General features: G+C 70.2%; 15 protein-coding genes. 11 read left to right on the top strand and 4 right to left on the bottom strand.

What is annotated here, in order from left to right; genetic code table 11:
• A partial coding sequence (locus A4R44_RS51215; RefSeq protein ID WP_232791938.1) for an FAD-dependent monooxygenase occupies nt 1–656 on the top strand: 656 nt, incomplete at its 5' end.
• On the opposite strand, the gene A4R44_RS36805 is transcribed toward A4R44_RS51215, so the two are convergent.
• From A4R44_RS36805 to A4R44_RS36795, 3 genes are read right to left on the bottom strand one after another with little or no spacing between them, the layout of a single operon-like run.
• Nucleotides 623–1,231 (bottom strand): CPBP family intramembrane glutamic endopeptidase, encoded by a 609-nt coding sequence (locus tag A4R44_RS36805; RefSeq protein ID WP_067591414.1) that lies wholly within the window; start codon nt 1,229–1,231, stop codon nt 623–625. The genes A4R44_RS51215 and A4R44_RS36805 overlap by 34 nt on opposite strands.
• Nucleotides 1,228–2,124 (bottom strand): NAD(P)H-binding protein, encoded by an 897-nt coding sequence (locus tag A4R44_RS36800; RefSeq protein WP_067591407.1) that lies wholly within the window; start codon nt 2,122–2,124, stop codon nt 1,228–1,230. Before A4R44_RS36800 ends, A4R44_RS36805 begins: the two co-directional genes overlap by 4 nt.
• 37 nt (nt 2,125–2,161) lie before the next feature.
• Nucleotides 2,162–2,455: a hypothetical protein gene (locus A4R44_RS36795; protein ID WP_095213842.1), complete on the bottom strand. Its 294-nt coding sequence runs from the start codon at nt 2,453–2,455 to the stop codon at nt 2,162–2,164.
• A 189-nt stretch (nt 2,456–2,644) separates the two neighbouring features.
• On the opposite strand from A4R44_RS36795, the gene A4R44_RS48510 reads away from it, so the two are divergent.
• From A4R44_RS48510 to A4R44_RS36775, 6 genes are all read left to right on the top strand, one after another.
• Nucleotides 2,645–2,800 (top strand): hypothetical protein, encoded by a 156-nt coding sequence (locus A4R44_RS48510; protein ID WP_157905084.1) that lies wholly within the window; start codon nt 2,645–2,647, stop codon nt 2,798–2,800.
• 23 nt (nt 2,801–2,823) lie between these two features.
• Nucleotides 2,824–2,958 carry a hypothetical protein gene (locus A4R44_RS51940; protein ID WP_255366209.1) on the top strand — a complete coding sequence of 45 codons (135 nt, stop codon included), beginning with the start codon at nt 2,824–2,826 and terminating at the stop codon, nt 2,956–2,958.
• 73 nt (nt 2,959–3,031) lie between these two features.
• Nucleotides 3,032–3,946: a 3-oxoacyl-[acyl-carrier-protein] synthase III C-terminal domain-containing protein gene (locus A4R44_RS36790; RefSeq protein ID WP_232791937.1), complete on the top strand. Its 915-nt coding sequence runs from the start codon at nt 3,032–3,034 to the stop codon at nt 3,944–3,946.
• A 12-nt stretch (nt 3,947–3,958) separates the two neighbouring features.
• Complete coding sequence (locus tag A4R44_RS36785; protein ID WP_067591401.1) at nt 3,959–5,245, top strand: type III PLP-dependent enzyme; 1,287 nt, start codon at nt 3,959–3,961, stop codon at nt 5,243–5,245.
• Nucleotides 5,245–6,033 (top strand): hypothetical protein, encoded by a 789-nt coding sequence (locus A4R44_RS36780; protein WP_067591398.1) that lies wholly within the window; start codon nt 5,245–5,247, stop codon nt 6,031–6,033. Before A4R44_RS36785 ends, A4R44_RS36780 begins: the two co-directional genes overlap by 1 nt.
• A 100-nt stretch (nt 6,034–6,133) precedes the next feature.
• Nucleotides 6,134–6,778 (top strand): response regulator transcription factor, encoded by a 645-nt coding sequence (locus A4R44_RS36775; RefSeq protein ID WP_067591395.1) that lies wholly within the window; start codon nt 6,134–6,136, stop codon nt 6,776–6,778.
• A gap of 54 nt (nt 6,779–6,832) precedes the next feature.
• On the opposite strand, the gene A4R44_RS36770 is transcribed toward A4R44_RS36775, so the two are convergent.
• Nucleotides 6,833–8,116 carry a sensor histidine kinase gene (locus A4R44_RS36770; RefSeq protein WP_067591392.1) on the bottom strand — a complete coding sequence of 428 codons (1,284 nt, stop codon included), beginning with the start codon at nt 8,114–8,116 and terminating at the stop codon, nt 6,833–6,835.
• 137 nt (nt 8,117–8,253) lie between these two features.
• Here A4R44_RS36770 and A4R44_RS36765 point away from each other — a divergent pair, with 137 nt between their 5' ends.
• From A4R44_RS36765 to A4R44_RS36750, 4 genes are all read left to right on the top strand, one after another.
• Entirely contained in the window at nt 8,254–9,051 is a 798-nt protein-coding gene (locus A4R44_RS36765) for an ABC transporter ATP-binding protein (RefSeq protein ID WP_067591389.1), read from the top strand.
• Nucleotides 9,051–11,624, top strand: coding sequence for an ABC transporter permease (locus A4R44_RS36760; RefSeq protein ID WP_067591386.1), 2,574 nt, complete (start codon nt 9,051–9,053; stop codon nt 11,622–11,624). Before A4R44_RS36765 ends, A4R44_RS36760 begins: the two co-directional genes overlap by 1 nt.
• Before the next feature lie 91 nt (nt 11,625–11,715).
• Entirely contained in the window at nt 11,716–13,392 is a 1,677-nt protein-coding gene (locus A4R44_RS36755) for an NAD(P)/FAD-dependent oxidoreductase (RefSeq protein WP_067591383.1), read from the top strand.
• Nucleotides 13,393–13,417: 25 nt separating this feature from the next.
• Nucleotides 13,418–13,687, top strand: coding sequence for an acyl carrier protein (locus A4R44_RS36750; RefSeq protein ID WP_043839328.1), 270 nt, complete (start codon nt 13,418–13,420; stop codon nt 13,685–13,687).
• Nucleotides 13,688–14,000: the final 313 nt, after the last annotated feature.

Raw genomic sequence — 14,000 nt, 5'->3', positions numbered from 1 at the left:
TCGGCGCCACCACCGACCTGCTGTGGTTCCGGCTGCCGCACCGTCCCGAGGACCCGCCGGACGCCGACGTCGACCTCTTCTTCGGGCGACACCACTACGTCGGCCTGCTCGCCGGGACCGGCGGCTGGCAAGTGGGATACAGCCTGCCCAAGGGCGGCTACGCCGAAGCTCGCGAACAGGGTGTCGGTCCGATCCGGACATTTCTCGCCGAGCACGTGCCGTGGCTGGCCGACCGGGCCGATCTGCTGACCGATTTCGGCCAGACGACCCTGCTGTCGGTCGACATCTCCCGGGTGGAGCGCTGGTGGCGGCCAGGCCTGCTGCTCATCGGCGATGCCGCGCACGTCATCTCGCCGGTCGGCGGCAACGGGATCCTCATGGCGGTGCAGGACGCCGTCGCCGCGGCCAATCACCTCGTGCGGGATTCGTCCGACGCCGCCCTCGCGCGGATCCAAGCCGAACGCGAACCCGCGATCCGGAAGGTGCAGGCGCAGCAGGTCCGGCTGGAACAACGCGCCGCTCGCGCGAGGGAACGCGGTCGTCCCGCTGCCCCGCCGTATCGGCTGTTGCGCCTGCTCACCGGCATCCCGGGTGCCCGCGCTCGCGCCGCCCGCGCCAATGCCTACGGACCTGCTCCGCCACTGCTGGAATCCTGAGGCGGGAAAAGCCGGGGCAGGAAGCCGATCATCAGGGCGGACCAGGTCACGTGCGTCAGCACCGGTGCCTGCACTCCGCCGCCCCAACGGCGTTGCAGGGTGAAGAGCGTCCCCATAGTCGCCGACGCCAGCACCAAGGCCGGATTCCGCGTCGCCGTCGTCGACAGCACGTACATCGCGGTCGATGCTCGCGGGCCGAACGTGTCGTAAAGCGCGCCGCGGAAGAAAACCTCCTCAGCGGCACCGGTTACGAGCGCCGTCGTCACCACGGTCGGCGTCGAACCGTGATGGGCGTGGCCGAGCACGCCGGTGATCGCCCGGCGCAGCAACGGAATCCGGCGAGCGACCAGCGCGCAGCCGTAAAACGCCCCGAACGCGCCCGCACCCGCCAATACCGGCTGCACGACGTCGGTACGACCCCGTGGCACCGGCCCTGCCGCGCGCGCTCCGGCGAACCAGGTCGCCGCGACCGACGCGGTCAGCGCGTGAAACCGGCGCGATCCCGGCTTGCTCGCCAAGGACGCTCCCAGCAGCCCGGAACCCGCCGCGGTCACCGCCGTCAGGAACGCCTTCACCCGGTCCGCCGCTGTCGCACTCGTTCGCCCAGTGCTTGCAGCACGGCGTCGTTGTAGCTCATCGGCTCGAATTCGACGATGCGGCGGATCGCGTCGTCGCGGACGACGACCTCGTTGCCCATCGAGTCGATCAGCGCGCGCCCGGTCGTGGCATCGACGTCGGTGACCAGCGAAATCCAGTAGGACGACAGCCGGGGCGTGAGCAGCGGGACCGGCACGATCGCCAGCATCCTGCCCTCGATCACCGCGACGCGCTGCAGCATGTCCCGGTAGGTCAGCACTTCCGGGCCGCCGATGTCGAACGTCCGGCCCGCGGTCTCGGGATGCTCCAGCACGCCGGCCAGGTAGCGGACGACGTCGGCGAGCGCGATCGGCTGGGTGCGCGTGCCGACCCAGCGCGGGGTGATCATCGCGGGCAGGCGTTCGACGAGCTGGCGGGTCAGCTCCCACGACGTCCCGCCGTGTCCGATGACGATTCCCGCGCGCAGCACGGTCACCGGCACGCCGGTCTCCGCCAGCAGCCGTTCGACCTCGCGCCTGCTGGCCAGATGCGCCGACAGCGAGTCGGCGTCGTCGCCGAGACCGCCGAGGTAGACGATCCGGCGCACTCCCGCTTCCGCCGCGGCACGGGCGAACGCGCGGGCCGCGTTGGCGTCGCGCTTCTGGAAGTCCACGCTGTCGAGGGAATGGACCAGGTAGTAGGCGGCTTCGACGTTCTTGAGCGCGTCTCGCAGGGAGCCGATGTCGGCGACATCGCCGTGGATCGGCTCGCCGGCACCGCGGTACTGCTCGGGGCGTCGGGTCATGGCGAGCACGTCGTGCCCGGCGTCGGTCAGCGCCGGGCACAACCGTCTGCCGACGAACCCCGAGGCTCCGGCGACCAGTACGCGCATGCTTGCGACGGTAGCCGGACGAGCGGAATCCCGCTGATCACCGCGGCCCGGGACGCTCCCGGTCCGCCACGAGCTTGCCCATCAGCCGCGCGAGCGCCTCGTCCAGCTGGCCGCCGAGCCGCGGGCCGAGCAGGGCGTCCAGTTCGGCGTCGACGGCCGCCGCGAGCGAACCCGTCTCGGCCAGCAAGGATTTCCCCTCCCCGGTGAGGGTGAGGATGTGCTTGCGCCGGTTGGCCGGGTCCCGCTGCTCCAGCCGGACGACCAGGCTGGGGCTCATCCGCATGAGCCGGACGATGTCGTCCTGGGTCCGGGCGAAGCCCTGCTCGACCATGGCGAGCGTCCCGAGATGTTTGGGCTTCAGCCCGGATTCGCGCAGGTGCTCGCGAACTCGTTCGCCAGGTCGGCGCCGAGCACCATGAGCCGGAAGGCCGAGGTCTCGGGCAAGGAGCTGTCGGTCGCCACACCGGTACTTTAATCATCGATGAACAGTTCAATCTGTAAATAGTCGACTGGTGAGGTAATGACGATCGTCCTGGTGGTGGCCGATGCCGTGCTCGCGATGGTGGCGGCAGCGCGAGCGGCGGCGTTGAGCCACAGCGACGCGCCGACGAACGGCGAGAAGTTCCACGGCTGGATGTACGCGGTCAGGGCGGTGCGGCCGCGGTCGTGCCGCTGATCTGGTCTGGACCAGTCTGCGCGGTGGTCCTGATCGCGGCGGCGGTCGCGCAGGCAGGGGACGTCGGGATCGGGATCTTTCGCGGGGAACGGGGGATGCTCGCGGGGAGCGCCGTGGTGGGCGCGGCGCATGTGGTCACCGCCGTCGTGCTGTGGTGAACGAAGCCGGTTGAAAGCCGCGCGTCAGCGTCACGTCAGTGCCGGTTGGGACGCTGTCGGGGTGACGAGCCTGATGTCTGTGTCCAGTTACCTGCCCGCCGCGGTGCCGATCGCGACGCTGCAGGACGCGCTCGGCCTTACTGACGCCCAGTTGCGCAGGCTGCATCGCATCTACGGGTTGTCCGAGGTTTGCCGGTCGCCCGAGTCCGAGGCCGAGATGCTGCTCGGCGCGGTCGCGAAGCTCGACGGGTTCGCCGGGGTCGAGGAGCGCGTCCGCTACGTGCTGCGGCCGAAGACGGTACCCGCGGCGTCGCCGCATCCGTTCGATCCGCTGGCCGAGGTGCGCCAGCGGCTGGGATTGCAGAACGCGCTCGCCTTCACCGTCACCGACCACGCGTGCGCGTCCGGACTGCTCGCGCTCGATCTCGCTGGTGCACTGCTCGAACAGGACGGCGACCCGGACGCGCTGGCGTTGATTCTCGCCGGGGAGAAGGCTTTCACCCCGGCCGCGCAGATCATCCCGGACGTCGCGGTGATGGGCGAGGGGACCGCCGCGGTGCTGGTCGCCCCCGGCGGGCAACGGGATCGGCTGCTCGGCTACGCGACGACCACGCTCGGCGGTCCCGGCGGCGAGGTCATCACGAACGAAGAGCAGAACAAGGTCTTCCGGCAGATCTATCCGGACGCACTGGGCGACGTCACCCGCGCCGCGCTCGAAGCCGCCGGGTGCGCGGCGAGCGATCTCGCGCTCGTCCTGCCGCACAACGTCAACAAGGTTTCGTGGATCCGCGCGGCGGAGGCGATGGACGTGCCGCGGAAACGGATCTTCCTCGGCAACGTCCCGCGCACCGGCCATTGCTTCTGCGCGGACCCGTTCCTCAACTACCACACCGCGACCCGGCTCGGACTGCTCAACCCGGGCGAGCGCTACCTGATGGTTTCGGTCGGCCTCGGCTCGACGTTTTCCGCGATGGTCTTCGAACACTAGGAGCAGAACCTGATGAGTACGGAACTCGAGATCGAGGGCGTCGGGATCACCGAGCTGGCGGACCGCTACGGCACCCCGCTGTTCGTCTACGACGGCGGCGAGCTGGCCGGCCGGATGTCCCGGCTGCGCCGCGAACTGCACGACAGCATGGAGGTCTTCTTCTCGCTGAAGTCGAACCCGAACGTGTCGATTCTGGCTGTGCTGCACGACAACGGGGCCCGTGCCGAAGTGTCGAGCCTCGCCGAACTGCGCACCGCGCGCCGCGGCGGCGTCGAGCCGAACGACATCATTTTCCTGGGCCCCGGCAAGAGCCAGGCGGAACTCGAGGCCTGCCTGGACGAGGACATCGCGGCGATCGTCTGCGAATCCTTCGGGGAACTGGCGTTGATCGACCGGCTCGCCGCGGCGCGCGGAGTGCGAGCGCGGGTGGCGTTGCGGGTCAATCCGAGCTTCGCGGTCAAGGGGTCCGGACTGACGATGGGCGGGAAGCCGCGCCAGTTCGGCATGGACGAGGAACAGCTGTTCGCCGCCGAGGACCTGGTTTCCCGGCACGCGAACGTGCGGATCATGGGCGTCCAGGTCTACATGGGCACGCGCATTCTCAGCGAGGAATCGGTGGTGGAGAACACCACTCGCATCTTCGCGCTGGCCGAGCAGCTGTCCGCGCGACTGGGCTTCGGCCTCGACCTGGTCGACGTCGGCGGCGGGCTGGGCGTGGCGTACTTCGACGGGGAACGCGACCTCGACCTCGACCTGCTGACCTCGCGACTGAACCCGGTGATCGACGAGTTCGCCACCCGGCATCCGGACACACGGCTCGTGATGGAGCTGGGCCGCTACCTCACCGCGATGAGCGGCACCTACGTCGTGCGCGTCCGCTATGTCAAAACCTCGCTGGGGCAGAACTTCGCGGTCGCCGACGGCGGCACCAACCACCATATGGCGGCGGTCGGCATCGGCTCCTATGTCAAACGCGATTTCCCGATGCGGCTGCTGAACCGGATCGACGAACCGGCCACCGAGACCTGGCAGATCACCGGTCCGCTGTGCACCCCGAACGACGTGCTTGGCAAGAAAATCCCGCTGCCGCCGGTGCGGCCGGGCGACCTGATCGGCGTGGAACGCTCCGGTGCCTACGGCCCGAGCGCGTCGCCGGTGCTGTTCCTCAGCCACGGCTATCCCGCCGAGGTTCTGGTCCACGATGGACAGTCCTATGTGATCAGCGAGCGGGACCAGCCGGAGGACCTGCTGCGCCGCCAGCACCTGCATCGGCTGCCGGTTCCCGCGGTGGAGGGCTGATGTTCAGTGCCGGCGCTCCCGTGGCGGCCACGCGCACCTCGCCGTTCGCCGTGCTGCCGATGGGGCTGAAAACCGTGCTGCATCGGCGATTCGAGTCCGGCTCCGACCGGCTCGACGGCCCGATCATGACGCGCTACTTCACCGATCTGGCCGCCGGGCACGACGTCGGCTACTCGCCGGAGCTGGTCGCTCAGGCGCAGGGCAACACGTTCATCTCCCTGGCCCGGGATGTGCTGCACGGCCAGGTGAGCGAGCCGATCGACCTGGTCGTCGTCGCGCACGACGGCCCCGATTTCGACCCGCGGCTGTCCGCTCCGGTCAACCTCACCGCCGTGCTGCCGGGCGCCCCGATGACGTACTCGGTTTCCGGACAGGGCCCGCTCGCCGGTTTCCTCGCCTTGCGGGTGGCGGCCGGATACGTGCGCCGGAAGCCGATGCACCGCGTGCTGGTCCTGGTCATGGAGCAGCGAGGAATGCCCTACGCCGGAGAACGCCCGCCCGTGGACGCGGCGACCGCGCTGCTGTTCGAGTCCGGAGCAGGCAGCACCCGGGTCGCGGTGCTGCCCGGAATCGACCCGGCCGACGCCCGGGCCGAGACTGATCGGCTCGCGCCAGCGGATCGCTACGGACCGGGCTTGACCGGCGGACCGGTCGCGGAAGGACGTTCCGCCACCGCTCTGTGGGCCGAACCGCCCGCGGTGCTCGCCGATTACGACCCGATTCGCGGAACTCTGGGGATTTGCGCCTTCGCCCGGGAAAGCGAGCCGTCCGCGCCCCCGCTCGCCTGACCGCCGCTTTCGCTAACGCGGGCCGAACCGACACGGAACTCTCGTCCGCGCCCCTATAATCAGGAGCGGAACTGCCGCGGCGAAGAAAAGGTGAAGCTCTGTGCGCGTGGTCATCGGCGAAGACCAGTTCCTGCTCCGCGACGGGCTGGTCCGGCTGCTCGAAGCGCACGGGATGACGATCGTCGCGGCGCTGGACAACGGGCCGGATCTGCTGAACGCGCTGGTCACGGAGAAGCCGGACGTCGGCGTGGTCGACATCCGGCTCCCGCCGTCGTTCACCGACGAGGGCCTGCGCGCCGCGATCGAGGCGCGCCGTCAGGTGCCCGGGCTGCCGGTGCTGGTGCTGTCGCAGTACGTCGAACGCTTGTACGTCAACGAATTGCTGGCCGACGGCGCGGGCGCGGTCGGCTACCAGCTCAAGGACCGGGTGCTCGACGGCGACCACTTCGTCGACGTCCTGCGCGGGGTCGCCGCGGGCAACACCATGATGGATCCCGAGGTGGTGTCGCGGCTGTTCACGCACAACACGCGCGACCGTGCGCTGGAAAGCCTCACTCCGCGAGAGAACGACGTGCTCCGGTTGATCGCCGAGGGACGGTCCAACAGCAACATCGCCGCCGAGCTGTACGTCACCGAGAAGGCGGTGTCCAAGCACATCAACAACATCCTGGCGAAACTGCAGCTGCCGGTGTCCGACGACAGCAACCGCCGGGTGCAGGCGGTGCTGGCCTACCTGCGTCACTGAGCGCCGATGCCAGGTCGGGTCGTGAGTGGCGCCGGTGAGAACCGGGATCGCCACTCACGACCCGACCGGCCGGCAGGGGATTTCGATGACCACCGAGGTCGGCCCGCCGAGCGGGCTGAGCACGGTGAGGAATCCGTCCAGCGGCGCGAGCCTGCGTTCGAGTTCCCGCAGGCCGGTGCCCTTGGCCGGGTCCGCGCCGCCCCTGCCGTAGTCGGTGACCGTGATGGACAGCCGTCCGCCGGAATGGTGTACGTCGATTTTCCCGGAATCCGCGCCGGAATGCTTCATCGCGTTGTTGAGCACCTCGGAAACGGTGAAATACGCGGCGGTCTCGACGGCGGGCGCGAACCGGCCGGGAAGGTCGACGGTGGTCTCCATCTCCAGCGCCGACTCCATCCCGAGTTCGCGGACCGCGTCGGCGAGACCGCGGTCGACCAGCACCGGCGGCTGGATCCCGCGAACCAGGTCGCGCAGTTCCTGCAGTGCTTTCACCGAGCTCGCCTTGGCCTCTTCCATCAGGCTCTTCGCCGCTTCCGGCTGCCGTTCGGCGAGTTTGGCCGCCGCGTCGAGCGTCATTCCCATCGCGACCAGCCGGGCTTGCGCGCCGTCGTGCAGATTGCGCTCGATCCGGCGCAGCTCCAGCGCCTGATGGCCGACCGCGTCGTCGCGCGTGGTGGTGAGGTGCTGCACGCGCTGGGCGAGCACGGTGCTTTCGGACGGGGAAAGAAATTTGGCCGCCAGCGCCGCGTGCAGTTTCAGCAGGTGCGGGGCGGCCCACAGGACGAGCGGGAAATGCAGCAGGCCCAGCACGACCGCGATCCAGGCGACGGCCGGATTGTCCACCGGCAGCGCCACGTACCAGTCGCCGAGCCACACATCGTCCAGAACCGGGTAGAGCAACGGCATGAGCAGCCCGCGCACGCCGTCGACCACGAGGGCCAGCGGGGCCAGCGTGAGCAGGCAGCCGATCGTGCCGTCCACCAGCAGCCAGGCCGTGTCCCGCCAGGTGGCGCGGTCGGCCAGCAACCGCGCGAACACCTGGAAGAACCGGGTGCCCTCGGGCAGCGGGAGATACGGCTCCGGCAGCTCGCGTCCGGTCCAGGCGCCGTGCAGTTTCCGCTGCAGATTGGCGACCGCGCGGACGGCGTAGACCACCGGGGGAATCAGGAACACGCCGACGCCGACGCCCAGCAGGGAAGCAGCGCAGGCCAGCAGCGCGAAAAGCACTACCTCGACCGGTGCGAGCAGGCCCAGCGCGGTGCTGTGCAGCACGGCGAGGCCGCCCCGCGCGAACCAGGGCTTCGGCGCCGCCGGCTCGCGGGCATCGGTGGAGGGCATATCCCGATTATGTGCTGTTCCGGGCTTTCCCGGCAGGGGTGCTAGGACCAGTCCGGATCGAAGAGCTAGCACCATCGGAATCGGCGCTCGTCGCTCGTAGGTTTTCGCTGTACCCGACGCGCCTGGGAGAGTGACCGATGTACCAGTCCGGACAGCCAAGCACGGATGCGGTGACACTCCGCTCCGTCACCAAGCTCTACGGAGGGAACCGGGCCCGCGTCGTCGCACTCGACGGGATTTCGGTTTCGTTCGCCCGCGGCAGTTTCACCGCGGTGATGGGACCGTCCGGTTCGGGCAAGAGCACGCTGCTGCACTGCGCGGCCGGGCTCGACCAGCCGGATTCGGGCACGGTCGTGCTGGCCGACCAGGATCTCGGCAGGCTCGACGAGGCGCAGCTGACCCGGATGCGCCGTGACCACATCGGGTTCATTTTCCAGCAGTTCAACCTGCTGCCGTCGCTCGACGTGGTCGACAACGTCACGCTTCCGCTGCGGCTGGCGGGCAAACGGGCCGACCCGGCGCTGGTGAACCGGATCATCGAGCAGGTCGGGCTCGGCGGACGGCGCGGGCACCGCCCCGGTGAATTGTCCGGTGGTCAACAGCAGCGCGTGGCGATCGCCCGCGCGCTGGTCAGCCGCCCGCACGTGACCTTCGCCGACGAGCCGACCGGCGCGCTGGACACGACGTCGGCGAGCGAGATCCTGGACCTGCTGCGCACCGCGGTGCGGGTCGAAGGGCAGACCATCGTGATGGTGACGCACGATCCGGTCGCCGCCTCCTACGCCGACCGGGTGCTGTTCCTCGCCGACGGGCAGTTCGCCGGCGAGTTGCACGAACCGACCGCGGACGAGGTCGCGCGCGGCCTGACCGCGTTGAGCTCGCGTACGACGCGGCTCGGCCGCGACGGCCGGAACACCGTCGGGACGGTGCGCTGATGCTGCGCCTTGCCCTGAGCACGCTCCGGTTCCGCAAGGCCGGATTCACCGCGACGTTCGTCGCGCTGCTCGTCGGAACCGCGATCGTGATGGCGTGCGGCGGGCTCATGCAGACCGGCGTCTCGCCGCGGGTGCCGCCGCAGCGGCTGGCCGAGGCCCCGGTGGTCGTCGCGGGCGACCAGCACTACGACCTGCCGCCGACGAACCCGGGCACCGAGGACGAGGACCACGAATCCGCGACCCTGCCCGAACGGGTGCGCCTTGACGCGTCGCTCGGGGCCAAGATCGCGGCCGTTCCCGGCGTCGCGAAGGTCATTCCCGACGTGTCGATCCCGGCGACGCTGCCCGCGGATCCCGACGTGAAGCTGGTACGCGGCACGGCGTTGGGGCACGACTGGGCGACTGCCGAGCTGGCCCCGTATTCGCTCACCGACGGCCGGGCTCCGCAGCGCGGCGGCGAAGTCGTGCTCGACCAGGCGACGGCCGCGGCCACCGGGGTCGCCTCGGGCGGTTCGGTGCAGATCGCCGTGCGCGGTGGTGTCCGGTCCTTCCAAGTAGTGGGAATCGCTGTCGCGGGCGGGAAAATGGCTTCCGACGCGGTGTTCTTCTCCCACGAAGACGCTCTCGCGCTGGCGCCCGCGCCCGGGCAGGTCGACGCGTTCGGCGTGCTTCCCGCCGCGGGCACGGATCCGGCCGCGTTGAGCACCCAGATCGCGAACGTGGTCCGGGACCAGCACGCGGTCGCGCTCACCGGCGTGGCGCGCGGGACGGCCGAGTTCGCGCAGGCGAGCGACGGCGGCGAAATCCTGGTGATCCTGGCCGCGGTGTTCGGCGGGCTCGCTGTGCAGGTCGCGTTGTTCGTGGTGGCCAGCACGCTGGGGCTGTCGGTGCAGCAGCGGCGGCGCGAGGTCGCGTTGCTGCGCGCGGTCGGCGCGACGCCCAAACAGGTCAGCCGCATGATCACCGCGGAGTCGATGGTGATCGGGGTCCTCGCGACCGTGCTGGCCGCTTTCCCCGGCGAACTGCTGGGGAACTGGCTGTTCGACCGGTTGTCCGGGTTCGGCGTCTTCGAACCGGTGCTGGCGTATCACCAGGACTGGATCCCGACCGCCGCCGGCGTTCTCGTCGGCCTGCTGTCCGCGTGGGGCGCGGGGTTCGTCGCGGCGCGGTACGCCGGGCGGACCCGTCCGGTGGAGGCGATGCAGGAACTGGTCTCGCCGAAGCGCTGGCTGACGTCGTTCCGGCTCTGGTGGGGCATCGGCAGCCTGATCGGCGGCGTGGCGCTGGCGTATCTGACGATCACCGTGATGGACGGACCGCTCGCGGCCAGTACGGCCGGTCCGGCGGTCACGCTCGTCGCGGCGGCGGTCGCGCTCTTCGCGCCGGGGATCACCCGGGGGATGGTCGCGGTGCTGCGGGTTCCGGTGCGGGCGGTGAGCGGGCTGTCCGGCTATCTCGCGATGGCCAACGCCCGGGTGCGGTGGCTGCCGATGTCCGGGGCGGTCGTGCCGGTCATGCTCGCCACGACGCTGGCGGTGTTCATGCTCTACTTCCAGACCACGCAGGTGGAATCGGCGAAGCAGAAGTACGCGTCGAACCTCTCGGCGGACGCGGTCGTCACTTCGTCGACCGGCGACGTCGGCACCGGGTTGCTCGACAAGGTCCGGTCGCTGCCCGGGGTCGGCACCGCTTCGGCGTACGTGACCAGCAAGGGCTACAACGAGAAGCCGTCCGATTCGAGCCAGGACGAGGACGGGCTCGCGCTGACGGGAGTCACCGGCGACGCGGTCGCGAAGACCCGGGCGTCCGAGGTCGCTACCGGCTCGCTGGACGCGTTGCAGGGCAATACCATCGCGCTTCCGGTCGACAACGCGACTCGGCTGCACGTCAAGCTCGGCGACGAGATCGGGCTGCGGCTCGGCGACGGCGCGCAGGTGCGGTTGCGGGTGGTGGCGACACTGCGGGCCGCGCCGGATTTCGCCACGGCGATGCTGCCCGCGGCCACGCTGGCCCCGCACACGACCGACGGGATCGCGTCGCAGGTGCTCGTCACCGCGGCGGCGGGCACGAGCGTCTCGCAGCTGATGAGCACGCTGGACGGGATGGCGCAGGCTTCGCCGGGAGTGCAGGTCGCGAACCGGGACACGCTCACCGCCAAGTTCGTGCAGGAACAGGAAGCGAACGCCTGGGTCAACTACCTCGTGGTCGGCATGATCCTGCTCTACGCGGCGATCTCGGTGGTGAACACGCTCGTGCTCTCGACCGCGCACCGGCGGCGCGAGTTCGGCCTGCAACGGCTGGCCGGGTCGAGCCGGGGCCAGGTGCTCGGGGTGATGGCCGTGGAGGGGATGGTCGTCGCGGTCATCGGCGTGGTCCTCGGCACCGCCGTCTCGCTCGCGATGCTGGTCCCGTTCAGCCAGGCCGTGTCCGACAGCTGGCTGCCGTATGGTCCATTGTGGATTTATGCGGTGGTGGTCTTGCTCGCGGTCGTGGTAAGCATGGTCGCCACGCTCTTCCCGACCTGGCTCGCGGTGCGCGGCAAGACCTCGATCGCCATGCTCTCTCCTGAATAGGTGACCCCCGGGCGACCGCCTGCCGCTGACTGCCCCCAGCTGTCAGCGCGCGGTCAGCCCGGGGTCACCGCCCCGCCGTAGCGTCACCGGCATGAGTCCGAACGAGGCGGGAAGCTCTTCCTGGGACGCGATCGTGATCGGGTCCGGGATCGGCGGCCTCGTCTGCGCCGGCTACCTCGCCGCCTTCGGCCGCCGGGTCCTGGTGCTCGAACAGCACGACGTGGCGGGCGGCAACTGCCACATGTTCCGGCGGCGGCGCTCCTACGAGTTCGACATCGGCGTGCACTACCTCGGCGACTGCGGGCCCGGCGGGCTGCTCCCGTCGCTGCTGGCCGGGCTCGGCGTCGGCGACCGGGTGCGGTTCCGCAGGCTCGACCCGGACGGCTTCGACCGGATCGTGCTGCCGGGCGTGCGCTTCGACGTGCCGGAAGGCTGGTCCCGGTACGGGGACCGGCTGCTCGCGACCTTCCCCGCGGAGGCCGCGGCGCTTCAGGAGTACCTGGCGATCTGCGGCGAGATCGCCGCGTCGGCTCGGTATTCCGCGAGTGCTCAGCCGGTGTTGGGCGGCTCGCCCGCGGTGGTGCGCTGGAGCCGCCGCGGTCTGAGCCGCCTGTTTGACCATTGTGGACTGTCGGCGGCCGCTCGCACGGTGCTGGCCGCGCAGTCCGGCAACTATGCTTCGTCGCCGGCGAACACCGTTGTCGCGGCGCACATTCGCATGCTCGACGACTACCTGACCGGCGGCGCGTACTACCCGGTCGGCGGCGGCCAGATGCTGGCGGCCGCGCTGGTGGAGCAGCTCGAAACGCACGGCGGGCAGTTGCGCACCAAAGCCCGCGCCGCGCGGATCCTGATCGAGGACGGTCGCGCAGCCGGTGTGGAGCTGACCGGTGGAGACGTGCTGCGCGCGCCGCTGGTGGTGTCCAATGCGGACTATCGGCGCACCGTGCTGGAGTTGTGCGGTGGCCGGGAAAACCTCCCCGAAGGCGTCGTCCGCCGCACCGAGGACGCGGTCATGCGGCTGCCGCTGGTCACCAGTTATGCGGTGGTGGCCGCGGAACTGCCCGAAGCGTCCGAGGCCAACATCTGGTACTGGCCGAGCGGTGATGTCGAAAGTGCTTACACCCGAACCGAAGCGGGCCAGTTCGACGAGCTGCCGTTCGTGTTCATCTCGTCCGCGTCGCACAAGGACCCCGGCAACACCGCGGTCTGCCCGCCCGGACACACGAATCTTCAGATCATGACCGCGTGTCCGCCCGGCTATGCGCAGTGGGGCGTAACCGATGGCCCGGCGTCCGGGCTCCGCTACCGGCGGGTGGCCGAATACCGCGCGGCCAAAGAGAAACTCGCCGCCTGCCTGCTAGAGCGCGCCGAAGAGGTGCTCGGCCCGTTCCGGGATCGCATCGTCTACCTCGAATCGGCCACCCCGCTCACGCAGGAGCGCTACACACTCGCCACCGGCGGAGCCGCGTACGGACTCCAGTCCTGGGGTCCGCACGGACGGCGGCCGGACGTGCGGACCGCGGTCGAAGGGCTGTTCGTCGCCGGACAGGACGTCCATGGCGGGGGAGTCGTCGGAGCCGCGGTCGGCGGTGCGCAGTGCGCCGAAGCGATTCTCGACCGGCCGGTGCTGGCCGAAGCGTACGAAGGCGCGGTTTTCGCCGACCGCGCCCTGCTGCCCGACCGCGGCCACGACTGGGATCCGCTGCGGATTTCCCGCGGCCAGGCCCGCCGCGACGCCCGCGGATTCGCTCCGACGGCGCGCTGAACCCTGTGTAAGGAGAAGGAGAGCCATGACTGAGACCACGCAGACCCTGACCGAGGACCGGGTCGTCGAAGGCATCACCGGCGCGCTGGGCGCGGTGCTCGAACGGGACGTCGCCGACCTGTCCGAGGACACCCGGCTGTCCGACGCCGGCCTCGATTCGACCGGCGTGCTGGAATTGCTGATGCAGCTTGAGGACACCTTCGGCATCGAGTTCGACACCGAGAACCTGGAGATGCAGCACTTCGAATCGGTGCGTTCGCTCGCCGCGTTCGTCATCGCGGAAATCCGTGCCTGACCCGGCCCGGTGGCAGGAGTGCCGGCGCGTCGCCCGGGAGCAGGGCGTCGCGCCCGCGCTCAAGCTGCTGCGGACGAGGCGCCGAAACGATGCGGTCGCGGCTGTCCCGGCGGGAGAGCTGCCCGCCGGGACGGAGATCCTGCGGGAAGCCGATCTTCCCGGCGGCGCGGTCGCCTTCGCCCGGGGCCTGCCGGGCGCGCCCGCGGGTCCGGACCTGGTGTGGGTGCGGCTGGGGCTTTCCCAGGGACTGCTCGACGAATGTCTTCGGTACCTGGGCGAGCGACGTTCGGGGGAAGAGTCGTTGCTGCGCAAG

Source organism: Amycolatopsis sp. M39, from assembly GCF_001651785.1.
Taxonomy (GTDB): domain Bacteria; phylum Actinomycetota; class Actinomycetes; order Mycobacteriales; family Pseudonocardiaceae; genus Amycolatopsis; species Amycolatopsis rubida.
This window is presented reverse-complemented; position numbering and strand designations above follow the sequence as displayed.

Excerpts from the sequence above, each read along its gene's own strand:
- A4R44_RS36795 (WP_095213842.1), bottom strand. The coding sequence starts at position 2,455 with ATGGTCGAGCAGGGCTTCGCCCGGACCCAGGACGACATCGTCCGGCTC.
- A4R44_RS36750 (WP_043839328.1), top strand. The coding sequence starts at position 13,418 with ATGACTGAGACCACGCAGACCCTGACCGAGGACCGGGTCGTCGAAGGC.
- A4R44_RS36800 (WP_067591407.1), bottom strand. The coding sequence starts at position 2,124 with ATGCGCGTACTGGTCGCCGGAGCCTCGGGGTTCGTCGGCAGACGGTTG.
- A4R44_RS36770 (WP_067591392.1), bottom strand. The coding sequence starts at position 8,116 with ATGCCCTCCACCGATGCCCGCGAGCCGGCGGCGCCGAAGCCCTGGTTC.
- A4R44_RS36765 (WP_067591389.1), top strand. The coding sequence starts at position 8,254 with ATGTACCAGTCCGGACAGCCAAGCACGGATGCGGTGACACTCCGCTCC.
- A4R44_RS36760 (WP_067591386.1), top strand. The coding sequence starts at position 9,051 with ATGCTGCGCCTTGCCCTGAGCACGCTCCGGTTCCGCAAGGCCGGATTC.
- A4R44_RS36785 (WP_067591401.1), top strand. The coding sequence starts at position 3,959 with ATGAGTACGGAACTCGAGATCGAGGGCGTCGGGATCACCGAGCTGGCG.
- A4R44_RS36780 (WP_067591398.1), top strand. The coding sequence starts at position 5,245 with ATGTTCAGTGCCGGCGCTCCCGTGGCGGCCACGCGCACCTCGCCGTTC.
- A4R44_RS36790 (WP_232791937.1), top strand. The coding sequence starts at position 3,032 with ATGTCTGTGTCCAGTTACCTGCCCGCCGCGGTGCCGATCGCGACGCTG.
- A4R44_RS36755 (WP_067591383.1), top strand. The coding sequence starts at position 11,716 with ATGAGTCCGAACGAGGCGGGAAGCTCTTCCTGGGACGCGATCGTGATC.
- A4R44_RS48510 (WP_157905084.1), top strand. The coding sequence starts at position 2,645 with ATGACGATCGTCCTGGTGGTGGCCGATGCCGTGCTCGCGATGGTGGCG.